Origin of the sequence: Camelimonas fluminis, assembly GCF_014656355.1 — a bacterium.
GTDB lineage: Bacteria > Pseudomonadota > Alphaproteobacteria > Rhizobiales > Beijerinckiaceae > Camelimonas > Camelimonas fluminis.
On sequence record NZ_BNCG01000006.1, the window covers coordinates 162,787 to 181,703 of the forward strand.

Sequence of the window (18,917 nt, forward strand, 5' to 3'; positions counted from 1 at the left end):
GGATATTTTTTATAACGCCACAATTTATGAACCCAAACGAAAGCCGGCGCCACCCGCTTGTGCGTGACGCCGGCTGGCGCGACATCCAGATCTGCTGGCAGTCCACGGGCCGGATGTGTGCCCTGTCATCCGCAATGAACGTGCGTTTCATGCGCGCGCGTTCCGGCAGGCAATCCCCACCCGGCAAAAGTGCGTTACCGGCGGCACATCATGCCAAGCACGAAGCCGGCGGCGCCGACCGCCAGCAGGGTACCGAGCGGATTGCTGCGCGTGTGGCGGGTGACCGCGGCGGCGCCGTCCCGCGCGGCGTCTTTGGCCTGGCCGAACGTGCGCTGCGCGACGCCCGTCGCCTCATCGACAAGGCCGCTGGCCTGCAGTTTGCCGTCGTTGGTCAGGTCGCCCACAAGCTGGCGGGCCTTGCCGAGAGCTTCATTGCCCGCGCCCTTGATCCGGTCAGTGTCCATTGCGTGTCTCCTTCCATCGTTGGGCGGAGGATTTGGGGCGGGCCATGCCCGCGTCGTCCGGAACGCAACATCCGGTTTCCGGACTGCCGGCCGCCATTCCCACCGCTTGCTGATTTCAGGAGGTCAACGCGCCTGGCCGGCAGATTGTTCACCAGCGACTGGATGAACGGATCGCCAGGCGATCTTCACGCCAGCCAGCCGCCAAGGCCGAGCAGCGTTCCGGCGGCGCCGAGACCCATGGCGGCGAGCCACGGCCAGCGGCGCGGCCGGGCGATGATGGAGATGGTGGCGACGGCGATGGCGATCTGCACCAGCATCACCGCCCAGGTCAGGATTTCGTGGCGGGCGCCGCGCTGCTCTGCATCCCGGAGACTGGCGATCGACAGGTTTTCCTGGGCGCGCGCATGGGCGGCGAGGGCGTCGTCGTCCTTGTCATTGAAACGCGCCTGCGCGTCGCTTTTCCTGTCCAGCGCCTGTCGCACCATGCGTGCGTCCAGCGCTGACCAGGCGTCGGTGGCCCGGTTCTGGTGGATCAGCGCCTGGGAGGCGGCGTTGGCGGCGGCGGCGCTCTGCATGGATTCGATGCTGCCGAGAATGACGCCAGTGACGGCGAGAATCGCCATGGTGACGGAGACCCGCGTCACCATCGGGTCCTCCAGCAATGACGGCTTGCCGCTGTCGCGCGCCGTATCCAGGGCCTCGTTCTCGCTCTTGAGCTCTTCCGCCGTCTCTTGCGCCAGTCTGGCCATGGGCGTTCTCCGGTTGCGGCAACGCCGCGCGGCGGGTCAGTCCAACGGCGTCAGGCGCTGTTCGACGCTGGCCCGTTCAGCGTCGGACAGGGCGACGGCGCGGCGGCTGTCGTGGTCGAGAATGGCGACGATCACCTCGGACGCGGCGATGCGCCGGCCGGTGGCCGCATTGTACATGCCGTGCGAGAAACGCATGGTCTTGCCGAGAAATTCGACGACCTGGCTGTGCGAGACGATCAGTTCGCCAGGGCCAGGCATGTCATTGTAGGTGAGGCGGTTTTCGACGACGACGCTGCCGCGGCGGCTCTCCAGCAGTTCGGCGACGCCGAGGCCCATATGGGCGAACAGATTGCCGACGCCGTCGGAAAACCGGCCCATCACCTGCTCGGTCGCCATGCGGCCAGAGACGTCGCAATCCCACGGTTGCACCATGCCGCGGTAGACTTCGACCAGACCACGGGCCCGGGCCTCGCCCAGGTCAAGCGGCCGGCGCGGCTCCTCGAAGGCGACGCTGCGCGGGGCGTCGCGCTCCGGCAGATCCCCGGCGAACTGCGCCATCAGCTCACGCTGTCGGGCGCTCCAGGCGACCGGCGCGCCGCTGGCCTGGTCGATCTGCCGGTCGATGCTGATGAAGCTGGTGGCGATCTCGCCGGCGCAGTGGAGTTCGTGATGCAGCACGACGCTGTCGTCGCGAACCTCGATCACCCGCGTGCGGAAATCAGCCATGTCGCCGGTGTTGAGTTCGCGGCGGTAACGGATGTGGTGGGTGGCGGGCGAGAGGGCGCAGCCGGCGGGAACCTCAAGGGCGTGGGCGACGAAGCCCATCGTCTGCGCCAGGCGCGTCATGTAGAAGCGCACGTTGAGATGGTTGTTCTCGTCGCATTCCCAGGCGTTGACGCCATTGCGGCAGCCGCTGATCCAGTTGTCCGTCACGGGTTGTTTCCCACCTGTCGCATCATGGCGCCGCGATCCAGCGGCGTTTGCAAAACAATCCGGCCAGACATCGCCTGGCCGGAGCGTATCTTCATATGCCTGCAACATTCTGACGGAAGGCGGCTGGCGACGTCCGTCAGAATGTCCTGACCTCAGACGGCGCGCTCGAACACCGCCGCGATGCCCTGGCCGCCGCCAATGCACATGGTCTCAAGGCCATAGCGGCCGTCGCGACGCTTCAGCTCGTGCATCAGGTTGGCGAGGATGCGGCCGCCGGTGGCGCCGATCGGGTGGCCAAGCGAGATGCCTGAGCCGTTGACGTTGAGAATGTCGTGACGGCTGTCGTCGTCCGACCAGCCCCAGCCCTTGAGCACGGCCAGAACCTGGGCGGCGAAGGCCTCGTTCAGTTCGACAAGGTCGATGTCGCTCCAGCTGATGCCAGCGCGGGCGAACAGGCGCTCCACGGCCGGCACCGGGCCAATGCCCATGCGCGACGGCTCGCAGCCGGCGGCGGCCCAGCCAACGAACCAGCCCATCGGCTCCAGGCCCAGCTCTTCCAGCTTGTCCTCGGCGACGATCAGGCAGGCGGCGGCGGCGTCGTTCTGCTGGCTGGCGTTGCCGGCGGTGGTGACGCCGCCCTTCTCGATCGCCCGCAACTGGCCGAGGCTCTCGGGGGTGGCGTTGGCGCGGATGCCCTCGTCCTGGGCGAAGATCACCGGATCGCCGCGACGCTGCGGCACCGCCACCTTCACCAGTTCATCCTCGAACTTGCCTTCCGCCCAGGCCGAGGCGGCGCGCTGGTGGCTGCGGGCGGCGTAGGCGTCGCAGGCTTCGCGCGAGATATTGTAGTCGCGGGCCAGGTTGTCGGCGGTCTCGATCATGCCGGAGATGACGCCGAAACGGCTGATCGGCTGGCTCATGACGCGGCCGCGGGTCAGGCGGTCATGCAGGGTGACCGAGCCGGAGCGGGCGCCGTTGCGCATGTCGGTGGAGTAATACTCCACGTTGCTCATGCTCTCGACGCCGCCCGCCACGACCATGTCGGCGACGCCGGTCTGGATCAGCATGGAGGCGTCGATGATCGCCTGCAGGCCCGAACCGCAGCGGCGATCGAGCTGGTAGCCCGGAACCGAGATCGGCAGGCCGGCGGCCAGCAGCGACCAGCGGGCGATGCACGGCGCCTCGCCGTTGCCGTAGCCCTGGGCGAAGACCACGTCGTCGATGCGCTCGGGATCGATCTTCGTGCGCTCGACCAGTTCCTTGATGACGATGGCGCCGAGATCGCCGGCGGCGATGCTGGACAGGCTGCCCTGGAACTTGCCGACGGCGGTGCGGATGGGGGAGACGATGGCGGCGCGGCGCAGCCCCGGAGTTTTGGTGCTCATCCTGTCGTTTCCATATGGACGCGCCCGCCAGGCGGGACGTCGTCGGTTGCCCCACGCTGGCGGCAGGCCAGCGCGGGAAAAGGGGGAATGCAACGCCGTGGCAGGCGCCGGACGTAAGCCGGCGCCTGGCCGGGCGAGCCGGGGCGTCGCCGTCCCCGCGTCGTCGGCCAGAAAACCCGGCTCCTGGCCTTCTTATAGCCCCGGGGCGGCGTCGCCAACAATTGCCGGCGCGACATGCCTGGCCAGCCCGGACCGGCGCCGCTTCCGGCTGTCGGGTCGCCTGGTCGTTTGCCTGGAAGGGCGCGCCTACTGGACCAGCCCGCCCGAGACCTCCCAGTCGTCGCCATTGAAGACGCCCATGTAGAATTTCGTCACCGGCGCGTAGTCCCCGGGCGAGATATTCAGGGTGATGCCGGGCAGCAGGATCGGACTTGTCTGTCCCTTCAGGTTGGTGGCGTGCTTCAGCACATTGGCGCGGGTCAGGTTGTCGCCGCAGGCTTCCAGAATCCGCTTCATGACCAGGGCGCTGGAGTAGGCGTAGAATCCGACGTCGTCGTCCGCCGGCGTATCCGGCGACCACTTCGCCCGGAACGCCTCATATTCCTTCACATCCGGGTCATTCTTCCATTTCGGACTGGCGACGTGCTTCACGCTCTGCACGGTCATCAGGCCTCTGGCGTTCTGCAGCCCCGCGCCTTCAAGCAGCATGCGGGTGGCGGAGGCGCTCATCAGATAGTGCAGCGCGGGCCAGTTCAGCTCCTTCACCTTGCGGATCGACTGGGTGACGAACTTGCCGGTGCTGGCGTTGAAGAACACATTGGCCCCGGAGCGGGACAGGGTGAGGATCTGGGAATCGACGGTCGGTTCGGTCAGGTCGTACATCTGTTCCGAAACAATCAGCTTGCTGGCCTGGTCGCCGAGGCCCTCGCGCAGTCCCTTGATGAAGTCGCGGCCGAGGTCGTCGTTCTGGGCGAGCACGCCGATTTTCGCGTCGGGCCGGTTCTTCAGGATCCAGCGTCCAAAAATCTTGCCCTCGGTGACATAAAGCGACAGGGCGCCCGTCGACCAGGGGAAGTTTTTGGGATCGCTCCACCGCGATGAGCCGGAGCCGATCATCAACTGGGGAATGCCCTTGCCGTTGAGATATTTCTGCACGGCGGCCTGGGTCACGGTGCCATTGGACGACATGGTGGCCAGCACCCCGTCGCCTTCGACCAGCCGCCGCGTGGCTTCGACGGTCTTGGCCGGATTGTAAGCGTCGTCCAGCGAGATCAGCGTCACCTTGCGGCCGTTGATCCCGCCCTGCTCGTTGATCATGCGGAAGTAGGCCGCCTGGGTGCGGCCGACAATGCCCACATATGAGGCCGGACCGCTGTACGGCATGGTCTGGCCGAGTTTGATTTCCGTGTCCGATGCGCCCTGGTCATATTTCTTTTCCGCCGCTATGGCTGGAAAACACAGGGCCACGGTCGCGAGCGTGGCTGCAACAAGCCGGCGTATCATGCGCTTCCTCCAGGTTCGCGCTTCCATGTCCGCTCTTTCGGCGGTCAGTGGAGGTTATGCGATCCTGAGGCGTCGTCCATGAATTTTTGAACGCTGTTATAAATTTAATATATCAATCTATTGATCATCTTGCCGGCGTTCGGGGCCCTGCGGCGGTTGCCCGAACCGCGCCTCGCGGCGCTCAGCTGAGGATCAGATCGGCGTATTGGGGATGCAGCTTCAGCATGCGCTGCACAAAGGGGCAGCGCGGAATGATTTTGCGTCCCCGGGCGCGGATGTCATCGAGCACGCCCAGCACGAAGCGGGCGCCGACGCCCTTGCCCGCGGCGCCCTCGGGAACCTCGGTGTGATCGAGGCTGATGGCGTCCAGGGTGTCGTGATAGTCGAGAATGGCGAGACCCCATTCGGTCTGCATCTCGAAGCGCGCAGCGGAGGTGTTGTCGCGAATGCCGGTCACTGGTCGTCTCCCGCGTCGTTGCGGCTCCAGAGCAGAAGCCGTCCATACGGAGTTCCTGCCCTGTCCCAGGTTCTGTCCATTGCCAGACCCCGTGCGTCAGGCGGGGCGCTACGGCGCCGGACAGGTCCTGGACGCGCAATGACCTGAGAATGGGCCGCGTCGTCCATGCTTGCAACCGGGCGGTTCACCAGACCCAGAACAGCATCACCCAATGCACGAGGCCGCAGCCGACGGCCAGCGCGCCCGCTGCAAGGCAGGCGAGGCGGGCCACAGGCGCGCGGGCGTAGCGGCCGGAGATCGACCAGATCAGCCACAGGCTCCAGACGCAGGCGCCGGCCAGCAACAGGGCGCGGGCGTCGGAAATCCAGCGCAGCCCCAATCCTTCCGCCCGCAACTGCGTGACGGTGATGGCGGACAGCCCGAGAAACACGCCGCAGCCGGCGATGGGGATCAGCCCCTGGGCCAGGTGATGGAAGCGGCGGCTGTCGAACGCGCCCAGCGCCCGCGTCGCCAGCGCCAGACAGCCATAGACCGCGACGCCGGTAATGGCGGCGGCGGCGAGCACGTAGGCGATCATCAGGCCGCCGTCGAGCGGCGTCATCATGTCGTTCTGGTCAGGGTAATTGGTGAGAACCCACCAGGGCAGGTGCGGATGCAGCGGCCAGAGCAGGCCATGGCCAACCAGCCATTCCGCCAGCCATTGTTTGGCGGAGACGTAAAGCGGGCTCTGGGTCCATTCGAACGCCCCGGCGGCCAGACCCATCAGGCCGAAGGCGATCAAGGCGGTTTCCCACGGCCTGGCGTCGTCGCCGGCGACCGTGACGATCTCATGGTTCGGCGCGCGCGGCTCCATGGCCACGGCGTCGCGAAAACCGGCGCAGCGTCCGCACATGTGGCAGGCCGAGCCGCCGCGCATGGTGCGGATCGGCACCAGCGGCGCGCAATTGACGGGCGGCGGCGGCCCGTCCTGGTCGCGTCGCCACTGGTCCCACTTCAGGCGGTCGACGCCAAAATGCACTGGCGCCAGCTTCGCCAGCAGGCCGAACACGCCGTTGACCGGACACAGATAGCGGCACCAGACGCGCTTGTCGCGGCCATACAGGAAGCCGATGATCATGGCGGCCAGGGTGGAGCCGCCGAGGACGATGATGACCGGCTTCGGGTATTGGTAGACGCTGACCATCTGGCCGTAGACGGTGGTGCCGGCGAAGGCGACGAACGGCCATCCCTTCCAGCGGATCCAGCGCGGCGTGGCGCGGCCAAGGCCGCGGTGGCTGGCGAACTCGGCGAGGGCGCCCTCCGGGCAGAACACGCCGCACCACGAGCGCCCCATCAGCACCATGGAGAGCAGCACGAACGGCCACCAGATTCCCCAGAAGGCGAACTGGGCGAACAGCGTGGCGTTGCTCCAGATATGCGACAGGCGGGTGGGAACCGGCGCCAGCAGCGGCAGGAACAGCAAGGCGGCGTAAGCGACAATGATGAACCATTGCAGGCGTCGCACGCCGCGCTGGTGGTCGCGCAGCCATTCGCCGGCGGCCCGGACCAGCCTGGCCAGCGGCGACGCGGCGGTCAGACCGCGCGTGGTTCCGGACGTTTGAGCAGCCATGTCATACTTATCCAGAACGCGGCGAGCGCCAGCACTTCAACCAGCACCGGGCGGGCCCGGTAACCTGTCAGGCTGGAAACCAGTCCGCCGAAGGCGCCGCTGTCCGGCAGCAGCGCCGAGGTGTCCCACAGTTTCGACGATAACTGCGGAATAACGCCAAGTGAGATCAGATGGTCAAGGCCGTTGATCACCAGGCCGCCCGCCAGCAGCAGCAGCATGACCTCCGTCACCCGGAAAAACACCCGCCACGACAGCAGCCGGCCGCCGGCCTGCAGGGCCATATAGGTCAGCGCCGCGGCGGCGAAACCGAGCGCGGCGGAGAATGCGCCGCTCCACCATGAAGCGCTGGCCGAGGCCATGGTTCCGTATAGGAACACCGCCGCCTCAGCGCCTTCGCGGAGCACGGCGAGGGCGGCCAGAACGAACACGCCCAGCCAGTGGGAGCGCGTGGCCGCGTCGTCGAGCGAGGCGTGCAGCTCGGTTTTGAGGGTGCGGCCGTGGCGGCGCATCCAGAACACCATCTGCACGATCAGGGCGGCGGCGATGAACATGATCGCCATCTGGAAATATTCCTGGCCCTCGTCGCCCAGCGCCTCGCCCGCGAACAGCAGCGTCGCCGCCAGGGCCACGGCGCCGGCAAGGCCGGCGACCACGCCGGCCCGCAGCCACGCCCGGCCCCGGGCCCGCTCTTCCGGCGGACGGGCGGACAGCCAGGCGTTGAGAATGCCAACGACAAGCAGCGCCTCGATGCTCTCGCGCCACATGACGAAAGCGACGTTGAAATCGGGAGACAACATCAGTTCAGAACCTATTTCGCCACCAGCACGGCGGGCGGCGAACCGGGATGAAAATCATCGAAGAAGCTGTATTCGCCCGGATCGAGCGTGCGGATCACCATGACGGTCTCAACGCCCGGGGCCAGCACCTTTTCCTTGCGCAACTCCAGGCTTTCGAACTCGGCGGCGCTGGCTCCGCGATTCACCAGCTCCAGCCTGAAACGGGTCTTCGCCGGAACCTCCAGCCGCAGCGGCGTGATGACGCCGTCGCGGAATTCGATGCGGAAGGTCGGCTCATCGGCGGCGTGGGCGGGGCCGGCGGCCGGCGCCAGCCCCATCGCAATGGTGGAGAAAACGACAACGGGGAGCAGGTCGCGCCGCCGCATCAGTAGCCGCCCTTTTTGCCGGTTCCGGCGTAGACGAATTCATAGTCGACGCTGAACGGGGCGAACCAGGCGCCGACGCCGGTCTCCTTGTCGACATGCCGGCCGAAGTGGGCGTGCGCATTGGCCGACGGCGGCGCGATGGTCAGCTTCAGGCGATATTTGCCCGGGCCATCCAGCTTGACGTTATCGCCGTAGTGGGGCCCGTCATTGGCGACCATGGGCATGAAATCGCCCTGGACAGTCTTGCCGCCGTCAAGCCGCGTCAGCTCGTATTTCACGTTCAGATAAGGGATCCAGTCGCCCTCGGCGAAGCCGTTGGGATTGCTTTTGGCGGCCTTGATGTCGGCCTCCATGTGCACGTCGGACTCTTTCGCGTCGCGCATCATCCCCGGCGGCTCCATCTCGATGGGCTGCAGGTAGACGGCGGCGATTTCCATGCCGGCCTGCTGCTGCGGCGTTCCGATGGGCGTCTCCCGGGCGAGTGCGGCGGAGGCGGCGGTGGCCATGAGAGCTGCGAGGACAATGGAGCGCATGGGGGCCTCAGGAATGGGGTGACGGACAGGACGTTGCGTTCCGCGCCCGATTGCAGGGCAGAGCCGGTTATGACGCAACGGCATTTCTAGTTTTGTCTCTGTCAATATTTGTCGTTTATCACAATTTTGGCGTCGTTGTGGGTCAAATATCATCAATATATTTGGTTTTCGCGCAGAAGCCGCCGCATGCCGGCGTCGGGCGGGCGTATGTCGCGCCAGAACCTGTGTTGCATGGCAGCGAGCGCGGCGCCGTGTCAATAGAATCTTGGGAGCTGGCGTCGCTGATGCTGATTGATTGTAATTATTCCAATGTAATGCACCTGAATTTCCGGGGGGTTGATGATCTCGCGGTTCCTTGACTTGACCTTGCGGCGCCCCTGACGTCCGCTGGCTGCATGGCGGTCGCCGGATGTGATGGCGATGTGCGGCGTATGGAGGGGCGTTGATGGGCGTGAGGTTGGCGTGGCGTCTGGCGGCGGCTCTGGTTGCAGGCGGGATGGGGATGGGGATGGGGATGGGGATGGGCGCGGCGGGCGCCGCCGATGGCGATTTCAACCTGGAATACAGGGTGGAGCGCGCCGACGCCTCCCGGCTCAGCCTCGACCAGTGCGCGCGGGTGGTGGAGCAGGCGGCGAGCCAGGCTGGTTATCGCGTCAGCGTTGACCGCTATCCTGGCCAACTGGCGGTGATCGCCGGCGGCCCGCAGCAGGGCGGCTGGTCCTATACGGTCTATTGCATTGCCGTTGACCAGAAGGTCGCCCACGTCACCCAAGGGGTCGGCTACCGCCCGGGCAACAACGCCGCCAGTTTCGTCAACCGCGTGCACGCTGCGTTGCTGAAGGCCGCGCGTTCATGAAAATTCCCATGAAAATTTCATTGCCGGGCTCGCTGGCTTTGCTCTAGCCTCCCGGACTGAAACTCAGAAAGGCGCCCTGGACAAAAAGGGGCCAGTTTCGGGGAAGGGAAGCGCCATGGTTGATCCTCAGACGGCGGGATTGTTGCAACTGATCGCCAACAGCGGCATGCCGGGGGTGCATGAGCTGTCGCCGGTCGAGGCGCGCAAATGGTATCTGGAGCGCCGTTTCTTTTCGCAGCCGGAGCCGCCTGAGGTCGGGGAGACGCGCGATCTGGACGCGGCCGGGCCGGCAGGGCCGATTCCGTTGCGGCTTTACCGCCCGCTGGGCAGCCAGCCTGACGCGATTCTGCCGGCGCTGATCTACATTCACGGCGGTGGTTTCGTCATCGGCAACCGCGACACACACGACGTGCTGTGCCGGCAACTGGCCAATGCATCTGGCTGCGCCGTCATCTCGGTGGACTACCGGTTGGCTCCCGAAGCGCCGTTTCCCGCCGCCGTCGAGGACAGCATGGCGGCGACACGCTGGATACACGCCAACGCGGCGTCGCTGGGCGTCGATCCGGATCGCCTGGCCATCGGTGGCGACAGCGCCGGCGGCAACCTGTCAGCCGTCGTCTGCATTCTGGCCCGCGACGCTGGCGGCCCGCCGCTGCGCTACCAGCTGTTGATCTATCCGGGCACCGACATGGACAGCGGCCGGCCCTCGCATGCGGCCAATGCCCAGGGCTACATGTTGACCAAGGACAGCATCGACTACTTCCACGGCCATTATATCCAGGATCACGCGCACAACGCCGACTGGCGCGCCTCGCCGATGCTGTGCGAAAACCTGACCGACCTGCCGCCTGCGCTGGTGCTGACAGCCGGTTTCGACCCCCTGCGCGACGATGGCCTGGCCTACGCCCAGCGCCTCAGCGAAGCGGGCAACCGGGTCTCCTACGTATGCTTTGACCGGCAGATCCACGGCTTCATCACCATGGGGAAGGTCATCGACGAGGCCAATACGGCCGTGCACGTCTGCGCCGATGCGGTGCGCCGGGCGCTGGCCTGATCGCGCGCCTGAATCCCGCCAGTAGCGGACGGCGCTGCCTGCGGGCGCGCCGTCCCTCCGCCAAAGCGACGTGATTCCGGGGCAGCCCGGGGTTAACAGACGCGTCGCGCTGGAGCGCTGGCCTTCGGGGCGAACGGGCGCCTTGCCCTGGCGCGCCCTGTGGCCGCGCGCGCAGGCTGCGTTCTGCTCAGGGCCTGCCGCGCGGGCGCGTCAACACTCCTGAGACATAGACAAACAGTATGGTCGCCAATCCGGCGAATACCTGTACATGACCGCGCATGTTTTTACTCCGGCAGGCCTTTGACGACAGTATGCCTCAGCAAGGGGGCGTCCGGCGAACCCATGAACATGGGAGAAGCAACCGCCAGGTCACAGGCCCGGAAGCATTTGCGCCCGCCAGGCGCAATCCTGTGCATCAGCCTCACGGGGGTCTGGCCTGAGGCGCGGACCTGGCCTGAAGCAGTTTTTCAGATTGCATTAAAGTTGTTTTGCGATTTTCATCCAGTAAAGACTGTTTTCCGAAAATAAGAGTGTCGAAGCGTTCTGTTGCGGGCATTGCGGAGCTTGCCCACAGCAAAACGGCGACCGCCTGCCAGGCCATGCTTCGGGGAAACACAGGTCGGCGCCAGGGGCCACGGTCTTATTTTTTTGGGGGGGGGAAAGAAGATGGTCAGCCGCAAGGCAATGTGGGGGTGGGGCGTTTCGTTCGCCGTCGCCCTGGTTTGCATCGCCGACGTGGGCGTGATGCTGTTCGCGCCGGGGGTGCTTGCAGAACCGATGCGCGCCACCGGTTTTCCGCAGACGCAGCTACCGTTGCTTGCGGGAATTCTTGGCCTGTCGACGGTGCTCTTTCTCCTGCCCCGCACGGCGCTCTGGGGCGCCATCTTGCTGACAGGCTTCTTCGGCGGGGCTGTCTGCACCCATGTGCGCATTGGCGAGATTGGGTCGCCGCCTGAAATGATCTGTGTTGCCATTGGCCTGGCGGCATGGGTGGGGCTGGCCCTGCGCGACCCGGTGGTTGGCGGACGCCTGCTCGGCGCCGCGCCGGGCGCGCCGGCGTCGGCCTGAAGGTCCGCCGCGCACGGCCGGCAATCTGACAACCGGTCATGGCCGCCGGCCGCGGGATGTTTGCCGCGGCCGGCGCGCTTTTTTGCCAGCGCGCCCGCTGGGACACGCCCTGCGAGTTCAGACATCAATCTGAACGGATGTTGCCCTGCCTGGCCTCAGAAGCCGTGCATCTGGCCCCATTCGGCGAACGGCGCGCGCGGCGCATCCAGCGTATTGATTGGGGCGGCTTCGTCGCGATAGCCCAGCGCCACGCCGCAGAACAGCATCCGGTCTTCCGGGGCATTGACGAAGCGTTCAATCGTGTTGGCGAAACGCGCCCAGTATTCCTGCGGGCAGGTGTCGAGACCGCGCTCGGTCGCCAGCAGCATCAGCGTCTGCAGGTACATGCCGAGGTCCGACCACTGCGGCGGGCCCATCTTGCGATCGATGAAGACAAATACGCCGACCGGCGCGCCGAACAGCATGCCGTTGCGGGCGAGCTGGCGCAGGCGGCCGGGCTTGTCTTCACGCGGAATGCCGATGCTGGCGTAGAGCGCCTCGCCGATCTGGAAACGGCGCGTGCGGTAAGGCTCCCAGAGATTGTGCGGATAGACGTCGTAGGCCGGCTCCGGATCGGCGCCATTTTCGTTGGCAAGGTCGATCAGCTCCGCCAGCGGCGCGCCGGTGAGGGCGTGCACGTGCCACGGCTGCACATTGCCGCCACTCGGGGCGCGGGCGGAAAGCTCCAGCAGTTCGCGAACGATGTCGGCGGGAACCGGGTCCGGACGGAAGGCCCGGACGGACATGCGGCGCCTGACTGCTTCGGATACATGCATGATGTCGATCCTGTTTGACCGGTTGACTGATGGCCGGACCATATACGCGCCATCGCATCAGCACTTCCCATCCATCAGGGATTTCATATATCGAATTATCCGATGAATGGACCGAACCTGCAAAATGTGGCGACGTTCCTGCGCGTGATCGAGACCGGTGGTTTTGCCGCGGCGGCGCGGGAACTGGGCGTGACCCAGTCCACGGTAAGCCGTCGCGTCGCCGAACTCGAGCGCAAGCTGGGTCGTCGGCTACTGGAACGCACGACGCGGCGCGTGCTGCTGACCGAGGCCGGGGAGCGCTACGCTGACGCGGTGCGCCAGCTGGTGGCAGGCCTCGCCGACGCGGGGGCGGATCTCAACGATGACGGCGCCAGGTTTCACGGGCCGTTGCGCGTCACCATGCCGTCCGGCTTCGGACGGTTGCGGGTGTTGCCGGCGCTTGCCGCTTTCGCCGCCCGCTATCCGCTGGTGCGTCTCGATGTCGACCTGTCCGACCGCTACGTGGACCTGCTCTCCGAGGGGTATGACCTCGCCGTGCGTATGACCGAGCCGGAGACCTCTGGCCTTGAGGTGCAGTTTCTGAAGAAAATCGCCGTGCACATCTGCGCCGCGCCGGCATGGCTGCGGGCAAATCCGGTGCGTTCCTGCGCGGACCTGGAAAACGGACGCTGCCTGGTGCAAAAAACCTATGCGCCGAAAAATGTCTGGCGCATGCAGGCGGGCGGCGTCACGCGCCAGATCACCATCCGGCCATTGATGACCCTGAGCGACACCGAAGCGGTGCGCGTCATGGCGCTGGCCGGCCTCGGCGTGGCGCGGCTGCCGGATTACCAGGTGGACGACGACCTGCGTAACGGGCGACTGCAACTGGTGTCGCCGGATCTGGTGTCCCCCGACGCCTCGGCATGGCTGGTCTGGCCGCGCCACAAGGGGGCGCTGCCCCGGGTGCAGGCGCTACGCGAGCACCTCGCGGCGGAACTGGGGGAGGACGCTGGCCCCCCCTGACGCCGGCGGTGGCGTCAGGGACCAGCCCGCAGGTCCGGTCGCTATGTCGTTCATGAAACCGCGCGCGCGAGGCGGCGACGCGCCTGCGTTCACCAGCGTCGCCAGACCAGTGAGAGCCAGATTCGTGGTCGGCGCAGCGCCGCGATGCGGAAAATGCGCGCTGTTTCCGTCGGGGTCGCTGGAACTCCCCCCGTACCGCGCCCCAAACTGCAATGAGGTCTGGTCTGCCGGGCAGTGAAGCTGATCCATCAGTTGCGCAACCGGCTCATGCATTCGATGCCAAAACGCGGGGAGGCGCTTCATAAGGTTCTTTTGGGGGGAGGAGAGCGGTCGGCGCAAAACCTGCCGTGCAAGGACAGGCGTTGCGCTGATCTGGGCTTTGCAGATCGCAGGTGCGTCAGCATCTTCACGATCTGATGCATTGACGCATGCCCCGCAATGCGCCCGGTTTAGCGGAACGCCCGGGCGACGGAGGGACCGGAGACGGCGCCTGCCGCCCCACCCACCACGGCTCCGACCGGCCCGGCGACAAGCGCGCCTGCGCCGGCTCCAGCCGCGGCGCCGCCTACCCGCTGACCCGTCCTGCTCCCACAGCCGCCGAGGGCGAGGGAGGTGGCGGCGACGAGGGTGATAACCAGAAAGCGCATCGTTATGTTCTCCAGCAATGACAAACCATGTCCCATGTTGCTGGCTGCGATCCGCAATCCGGTCCTCAAGCAGGAGGCCGCGCCGCAGCCAGGCGCGGTGGGGTGCGCCTGGGTCCATGATTTCTGCGGCGAAGCTGAGGCAGACTGGCTCACGAAAGATGGAGCGCCAGATTGCAGGGGCATCGCCGCGCCGGAGGCCCCGGCAAAATCCACTGCTGAAGCGGATTTTCGTTCTGTGTTTTGAACGGCCGCGTTTTCTTGCGGCGAAGCCGTGTCGACCTCGCCGGAAAACGCTCTCGCGCCGCAATTCCGCTGAGGCAGGCGGCCTGGGGAGGCAGCAGTCGACGCCACTATCGGACAACGAGCTCCACGGTTCATGACGTTACGGACGTGAACCGCGTGCACAATGCGCCGGCCCGCAAGGACGGCGCTTCCGGCAAGGCGCAGTTCATCGGGAGCATCCTGGGTGACCCAGGCGGCGCATATTGCAGGCGGCCTGAAGCGCTTTTGTCCGGCGGCCGGAGAGCAAATGCCCCTGAGGAGCAGGTTTGCGGCGTCTGACAATCAGCCGGAGTATCGCTGTTTGCCGTCCATCCAGGTTTCGCTGACCTTTATCTTGCCAATGGCGTTCTTTGTGGTCAGGGGATTTTCTTCGAGGATTGTCAGATCGGCGAATTTTCCCGGTTCAATGCTGCCGGTCCGGTCGTCCGCATGGCACTGCCAGGCTGCGTCAAGGGTGACCGCGCGCAGGGCGGCCTCGACCGGAATGCGCTCATCAGGAAAGAAGACGCCGCCGCCCTCGTTCATGATGCGCGTCACCGCGTTCTCCATGTAGCGCAGCGGTTCGATGGGCGTGACGTTCCAGTCGGAATGGAGGGAGATCCGCAGTCCCGCCGCAAGGGCCGACGCGCAGGGGTCGTAGAAGCGCGCGCGCTCCGGACCGAAAATCCGCTCCTGGAAGGCCTTGCCCCACCAGTGAACGTGGCCGATCAAAAATGACGGCGACAGGCCAAGCGCTTTCATCCGGCCCATCTGCTCCGGATGCAGCATGCTGCAATGCTCGATGCGATGGCGCAGATCATTCGCCGGCTTGCCCCGCAGCGCCGCGGCATACGCGTCGATGGTCGTGTCGATGGCCGCGTCGCCATTGGCGTGAACGCCGACCTGCCAGCCGCCATCATTGGCGCGCCGGATCGTTTCCGTCATTTGCTCCAGCGAATAGTTGAGCGCCCCCCGCTTGTCTGAGTTGAGATAGTTTTCGCGCTGATACCCGGTCTGGGCCTGATTTGAACCGTCCGCCCATGCCTTGATGCCGGTGAGACGGAAGCGATCGTTGCCCTGGCCAGGCTTCAGGCCAATTTTCTCCCACTGGTCAAAAAGGGTCGAAATCAGCATGCCCTGATAGCGCACCGGCGCATCGCCGGCCACGACCGCCTCCAGGAGAGCCAGATCCCTGGGGCCTGCAAGAAGCCCAATGCCACAGTCATGAAACGAGGTGCAGCCGACCGACGCGGCCAGATCGAAAAGGCGGCGAACCCGCCTCTGGAACTCGGCGGCGGAGGGCTGCGGCATCTGTTTGATGAACAGCGCCTGGGCCGCCATTTCTTCCAGCCGGCCGGTCAGATTGCCGTTGGCGTCCCGGTCGAAACGGGCGCCATCAGGGTCAGGCGTGTCGCGGGTGACCCCCGCCAGCTTCAGGGCGACGCTGTTGACATAGGCGATGTGGCCGTTGCTCTCCTGGATGAAGAGGGGGTTATCAGGCGCCAGCGCGTCCAGATCCGCCAGGGTCGGCACCTTGGCCCCCCGCGTGATGCTGGGATCGAACTGCTGGGCCTGGATCCAGTCGCCGGGTTTGGCCTGGCTGACGCCGGCCCGCAACTTCTCAACAACGGTGGCGAAGTCCGGGGTGATGATCGGGCTGAGATTGATCCAGTTGTCGAACGCCACGAACACAAAATGGGCGTGAGGCTCCACAAAGCCGGGCAACATGGTGCGGCCCTTGAGATTAACGGCCCGGGTTTTTGGCCCCGCCAATCCCTCGATATCCTGCTTGCGCCCCACCGCGACGATCCGCCCGCCACGGATCGCCACCGCTTCTGCCTGAGCCGCGCCGGCGTTCATCGTGAGTATCGGGCCACTGTGAAAAATGACGTCAGCGGGCCCCGCAGTTCCCTGGTCCGGCGCTGCAAGGGCGGGGCCTGTCGCGGATGCGGCAAAAGCAGAGGTCGCCGCGACGCTCATGTATTTCAGGAAGTCGCGCCGCGAAGCGGCATTGCGGATGATGGCCAGCTGACCAGGGTTGCAGGCGATACACATGCGCACGTCTCCCATATCAGGCGAAAACGTCGAACGCCCCAGATAGCCGCCCCATGGCCGCCCGGGATTTACAGGATCGCAAAGCTAAGGCTTGGGAATTGTTTCTGCAACCTCTTCCGCGTCGTCTGTGATGGCGGGTTAATATTTAGAAGACGACTGTGGGTAGTTTATTCGGGTGACAACGTCGTGTTGGGGTGATTTATATAATGAAATTATTTAATGTAAATTAGATAGAGAAAATAAAATTAATATAAATTTATAGAATAATTAATGCACATTATCAATCATATAATTGACCTATAATATTGAATTAGTTTATTGATAATTAATATCAAGTATTTTTAGAGAGACATTTTGATACATTATTGTATATGGCAATAATGTATTTTCTCCGTGTTACAGCATGAATTTATCGCTACCGGCTGGGTCTAGTGATTTTTCTCATCATTTCATCTCACTCCACGATGATGTGTTGCGGAGCGTGAGGTTTCGCTGCAGGCCCAGCGCCCAGCGCCCAGCGCCCAGCGCCCAGCGCCCAGCGCCCAGCGCCCAGTCTGGTGTCCGTCGCTCATCGAAATGCGGGGAGCGTTTCGGCATGGACCCTTCCGCCAAATGCAGGGCGTTGCGCCTGAGTTCGTTTGTTTCGCTACGCAACGGCTGGCCGCAAGGCCAGAGCTGGCTTATCAACACCCCTGGCGACGCCCCGCGCTGGATATCGATACAGCGATTGCGGAAGGGGCGATGCTCGGATAATGTCCGCTCCGTTAGCGCCCGTAGCTCAGCTGGATAGAGCGTTGCCCTCCGAAGGCAAAGGTCACACGTTCGAATCGTGTCGGGCGCGCCAACAAATTCAATCACTTAGTTGGTTGGTTGGCCCACTTCCCACATAAGTATCCCACACATTACTAGTCTCGAATCTGTTGAGCGCCCGACCTGATGGGGGCTGCGGAAGTGTGCTGACGAAGCGCCGTGCGCTCATGCTGGCGTGGGATCAGTTCTGCAACATCGGGTCGGTCCGTGATGGCAATCCAGCCGCGCCAAGCCGGACCGAACCCGTGGAACGATCAAAAAGCCAAATCTGGGAAAAGTCGAATTTTGCCCTGGTGAGAAAAAAAATCTGCGCGTGGCCCCACAGCGCGGCCCTCCTCTCCCGGCCTCTTGGAGATTGCCCCTTATCCCCTTTTGCATCGATAGCGCGCCGGAACTGCCGGAAAACCGTGCAAGCGCAAGCACTCACATCAATGGTCGCGCGCTACAGTTTCCGACATCAGCGCCCTTGGGGCGGGCTCATACGATATTCACGGCGGCGTTGAGGTTGTTGATGGCTACCCCGACCTCGGCATAGAGATCTGCGTTGTTGTTGCCTGCATCAATCTCCACGATTAGCGCAAACCGGGCGACACAATCCTGCGGATCCGGAACGGTCTTGGTTTTCCACCAACCTGCAACAGGATGTATCGCGATCAGATTGCGGCGCGCCAGATCGGATGCAGGGCAAACAAGTTCATCAATGTGCAGTGATCCAACATCCCGGCGGTTTCGACCGAAGATCCAGTTGTCGTCCTCCTCTACAACCGGACCTTCCGGCTGCTCGGCAGCTTTGCTGATCCGGGCCAAAAACGTGCCTTGGTCCTCGTTGGGCCGGTTGAGCTTAAAACGCAGATTGTGTGATGCGTATCGGAATTTGGAACCACGCGCTGGCTCGGCGGGGTTCGGTTCGATGAAAGTACTGAGCGCCACGCGCAACGTTATAGGGACATCAACAAGCTTCCGTAGTTCCTCAATCGGCCAAGGCAGCTGGAACAACTTCATGGCGTTGTGAACGTGCTGTTGCGATGGCTTGTCTGCCTTTCGATACGGCCTGATCGTGTCTTGAACGATGAGGGTTAGGGCATTCGAAGCACTCCGGCGCGCCCGATCAAGGTCGGGAACGCCGTAGCCATAACGCTTGAATAGCCGCCCATAATCCCCCTTGACCGGGTTGGTAGGCAAATGGCTCCTCATCTGAGGGGTCCAGCGGGCAGAAGAAACGAATAGGGCGCGAATGGTTTCCGGCCAAAGATCGGGATAATCCGACCAGATGTCGGTTATGGCCCGTGCTGCCAGCGCCGTGGCGCCGCTTGTTTCGCCAGTGGTGGTGAAAGCGCGGAATGGGTACTGGTGATCAGTGGTAAGAAGCGATAGCGCCGGGTGCTTCATCGGCGGCGGCGGGCCATCCACCAGCCAGTTGCCGCCCTCGAATACAACATCGGGCTTTAGAGCGTTTTTCGATCATTCCGGCTCATATCCGCATGAAACGAAGTTTGTGGCTCGACAGATTGTCCATGATAACGATGTCGCCGGGGCGTAGTTCGGGTACGA

17 protein-coding genes, 1 tRNA gene and 1 pseudogene are annotated in these 18,917 nt (G+C 64.5%); 5 read left to right on the top strand and 14 right to left on the bottom strand.

What is annotated here, in order from left to right; all coding sequences use genetic code 11:
* Nucleotides 1–194 precede the first annotated feature (194 nt).
* From IE243_RS09865 to IE243_RS09910, 10 genes are all read right to left on the bottom strand, one after another.
* On the bottom strand, nt 195–464 hold the full coding sequence (locus tag IE243_RS09865; RefSeq protein WP_191319172.1) for a CsbD family protein: 270 nt from the start codon (nt 462–464) through the stop codon (nt 195–197).
* Nucleotides 465–649: 185 nt separating this feature from the next.
* Nucleotides 650–1,213 (bottom strand): DUF4337 family protein, encoded by a 564-nt coding sequence (locus tag IE243_RS09870; protein ID WP_191319173.1) that lies wholly within the window; start codon nt 1,211–1,213, stop codon nt 650–652.
* 36 nt (nt 1,214–1,249) lie between these two features.
* Nucleotides 1,250–2,146, bottom strand: a complete 897-nt coding sequence (locus IE243_RS09875) for an acyl-CoA thioesterase (RefSeq protein ID WP_191319174.1) — start codon at nt 2,144–2,146, stop codon at nt 1,250–1,252.
* A gap of 152 nt (nt 2,147–2,298) precedes the next feature.
* Entirely contained in the window at nt 2,299–3,531 is a 1,233-nt protein-coding gene (locus IE243_RS09880; protein ID WP_244643031.1) for an acetyl-CoA C-acetyltransferase, read from the bottom strand.
* Nucleotides 3,532–3,837: 306 nt separating this feature from the next.
* Nucleotides 3,838–5,034, bottom strand: coding sequence for an ABC transporter substrate-binding protein (locus IE243_RS09885; protein WP_244643033.1), 1,197 nt, complete (start codon nt 5,032–5,034; stop codon nt 3,838–3,840).
* Between the two features lie 181 nt (nt 5,035–5,215).
* Nucleotides 5,216–5,491, bottom strand: a complete 276-nt coding sequence (locus IE243_RS09890) for a GNAT family N-acetyltransferase (protein ID WP_191319176.1) — start codon at nt 5,489–5,491, stop codon at nt 5,216–5,218.
* A gap of 184 nt (nt 5,492–5,675) precedes the next feature.
* Nucleotides 5,676–7,100: a 4Fe-4S binding protein gene (locus IE243_RS09895; protein ID WP_191319177.1), complete on the bottom strand. Its 1,425-nt coding sequence runs from the start codon at nt 7,098–7,100 to the stop codon at nt 5,676–5,678.
* A complete protein-coding gene (locus IE243_RS09900; RefSeq protein ID WP_191319178.1) occupies nt 7,064–7,897 on the bottom strand; it encodes an FTR1 family iron permease in 834 nt (277 codons plus the stop codon). The genes IE243_RS09895 and IE243_RS09900 overlap by 37 nt, the downstream gene beginning before the upstream one ends.
* An 11-nt stretch (nt 7,898–7,908) precedes the next feature.
* Entirely contained in the window at nt 7,909–8,214 is a 306-nt protein-coding gene (locus IE243_RS09905) for a cupredoxin domain-containing protein (protein WP_244643040.1), read from the bottom strand.
* A 47-nt stretch (nt 8,215–8,261) separates the two neighbouring features.
* The gene (locus IE243_RS09910) at nt 8,262–8,795 is read right to left on the bottom strand and encodes an iron transporter (RefSeq protein ID WP_191319180.1); all 534 of its coding nucleotides are present in this window, start codon (nt 8,793–8,795) and stop codon (nt 8,262–8,264) included.
* 445 nt (nt 8,796–9,240) lie between these two features.
* Between IE243_RS09910 and IE243_RS09915 the strand changes: the two genes are divergently transcribed.
* From IE243_RS09915 to IE243_RS09925, 3 genes are all read left to right on the top strand, one after another.
* Nucleotides 9,241–9,651 (top strand): DUF6180 family protein, encoded by a 411-nt coding sequence (locus tag IE243_RS09915; RefSeq protein WP_191319181.1) that lies wholly within the window; start codon nt 9,241–9,243, stop codon nt 9,649–9,651.
* 115 nt (nt 9,652–9,766) lie between these two features.
* Nucleotides 9,767–10,705: a LipP1 family hormone-sensitive lipase gene (lipP1, locus tag IE243_RS09920; RefSeq protein ID WP_191319182.1), complete on the top strand. Its 939-nt coding sequence runs from the start codon at nt 9,767–9,769 to the stop codon at nt 10,703–10,705.
* A 666-nt stretch (nt 10,706–11,371) separates the two neighbouring features.
* Nucleotides 11,372–11,773 carry a DoxX family protein gene (locus IE243_RS09925; RefSeq protein ID WP_191319183.1) on the top strand — a complete coding sequence of 134 codons (402 nt, stop codon included), beginning with the start codon at nt 11,372–11,374 and terminating at the stop codon, nt 11,771–11,773.
* 155 nt (nt 11,774–11,928) lie between these two features.
* Here IE243_RS09925 and IE243_RS09930 read toward each other — a convergent pair whose 3' ends face one another.
* Nucleotides 11,929–12,588, bottom strand: a complete 660-nt coding sequence (locus IE243_RS09930; protein WP_191319184.1) for a nitroreductase — start codon at nt 12,586–12,588, stop codon at nt 11,929–11,931.
* 102 nt (nt 12,589–12,690) lie between these two features.
* Here IE243_RS09930 and IE243_RS09935 point away from each other — a divergent pair, with 102 nt between their 5' ends.
* On the top strand, nt 12,691–13,593 hold the full coding sequence (locus IE243_RS09935) for a LysR family transcriptional regulator (RefSeq protein WP_191319185.1): 903 nt from the start codon (nt 12,691–12,693) through the stop codon (nt 13,591–13,593).
* Between the two features lie 449 nt (nt 13,594–14,042).
* Here IE243_RS09935 and IE243_RS09940 read toward each other — a convergent pair whose 3' ends face one another.
* Nucleotides 14,043–14,240, bottom strand: coding sequence for a hypothetical protein (locus IE243_RS09940; protein ID WP_210319826.1), 198 nt, complete (start codon nt 14,238–14,240; stop codon nt 14,043–14,045).
* 564 nt (nt 14,241–14,804) lie between these two features.
* Nucleotides 14,805–16,556, bottom strand: a complete 1,752-nt coding sequence (locus IE243_RS09945; protein ID WP_191319187.1) for an amidohydrolase — start codon at nt 16,554–16,556, stop codon at nt 14,805–14,807.
* 767 nt (nt 16,557–17,323) lie between these two features.
* Here IE243_RS09945 and IE243_RS09950 point away from each other — a divergent pair.
* Nucleotides 17,324–17,400, top strand: a tRNA-Arg gene (locus IE243_RS09950).
* Nucleotides 17,401–17,843: 443 nt separating this feature from the next.
* Here the strand turns inward: IE243_RS09950 and IE243_RS09955 are convergent.
* Nucleotides 17,844–18,809, bottom strand: a pseudogene (locus IE243_RS09955) (S8 family serine peptidase); the annotation flags it as partial.
* Nucleotides 18,810–18,917: the final 108 nt, after the last annotated feature.

Bases quoted from the DNA above. Each gene is read 5' to 3' on its own strand.
- IE243_RS09865 (WP_191319172.1), bottom strand. From the start codon at position 464: ATGGACACTGACCGGATCAAGGGCGCGGGCAATGAAGCTCTCGGCAAG.
- IE243_RS09870 (WP_191319173.1), bottom strand. From the start codon at position 1,213: ATGGCCAGACTGGCGCAAGAGACGGCGGAAGAGCTCAAGAGCGAGAAC.
- IE243_RS09880 (WP_244643031.1), bottom strand. From the start codon at position 3,531: ATGAGCACCAAAACTCCGGGGCTGCGCCGCGCCGCCATCGTCTCCCCC.
- IE243_RS09885 (WP_244643033.1), bottom strand. From the start codon at position 5,034: ATGATACGCCGGCTTGTTGCAGCCACGCTCGCGACCGTGGCCCTGTGT.
- IE243_RS09895 (WP_191319177.1), bottom strand. From the start codon at position 7,100: ATGGCTGCTCAAACGTCCGGAACCACGCGCGGTCTGACCGCCGCGTCG.
- IE243_RS09900 (WP_191319178.1), bottom strand. From the start codon at position 7,897: ATGTTGTCTCCCGATTTCAACGTCGCTTTCGTCATGTGGCGCGAGAGC.
- IE243_RS09905 (WP_244643040.1), bottom strand. From the start codon at position 8,214: ATGGGGCTGGCGCCGGCCGCCGGCCCCGCCCACGCCGCCGATGAGCCG.
- IE243_RS09910 (WP_191319180.1), bottom strand. From the start codon at position 8,795: ATGCGCTCCATTGTCCTCGCAGCTCTCATGGCCACCGCCGCCTCCGCC.
- IE243_RS09915 (WP_191319181.1), top strand. From the start codon at position 9,241: ATGGGCGTGAGGTTGGCGTGGCGTCTGGCGGCGGCTCTGGTTGCAGGC.
- lipP1 (WP_191319182.1), top strand. From the start codon at position 9,767: ATGGTTGATCCTCAGACGGCGGGATTGTTGCAACTGATCGCCAACAGC.
- IE243_RS09925 (WP_191319183.1), top strand. From the start codon at position 11,372: ATGGTCAGCCGCAAGGCAATGTGGGGGTGGGGCGTTTCGTTCGCCGTC.
- IE243_RS09930 (WP_191319184.1), bottom strand. From the start codon at position 12,588: ATGCATGTATCCGAAGCAGTCAGGCGCCGCATGTCCGTCCGGGCCTTC.
- IE243_RS09935 (WP_191319185.1), top strand. From the start codon at position 12,691: ATGAATGGACCGAACCTGCAAAATGTGGCGACGTTCCTGCGCGTGATC.
- IE243_RS09940 (WP_210319826.1), bottom strand. From the start codon at position 14,240: ATGCGCTTTCTGGTTATCACCCTCGTCGCCGCCACCTCCCTCGCCCTC.
- IE243_RS09945 (WP_191319187.1), bottom strand. From the start codon at position 16,556: ATGTGTATCGCCTGCAACCCTGGTCAGCTGGCCATCATCCGCAATGCC.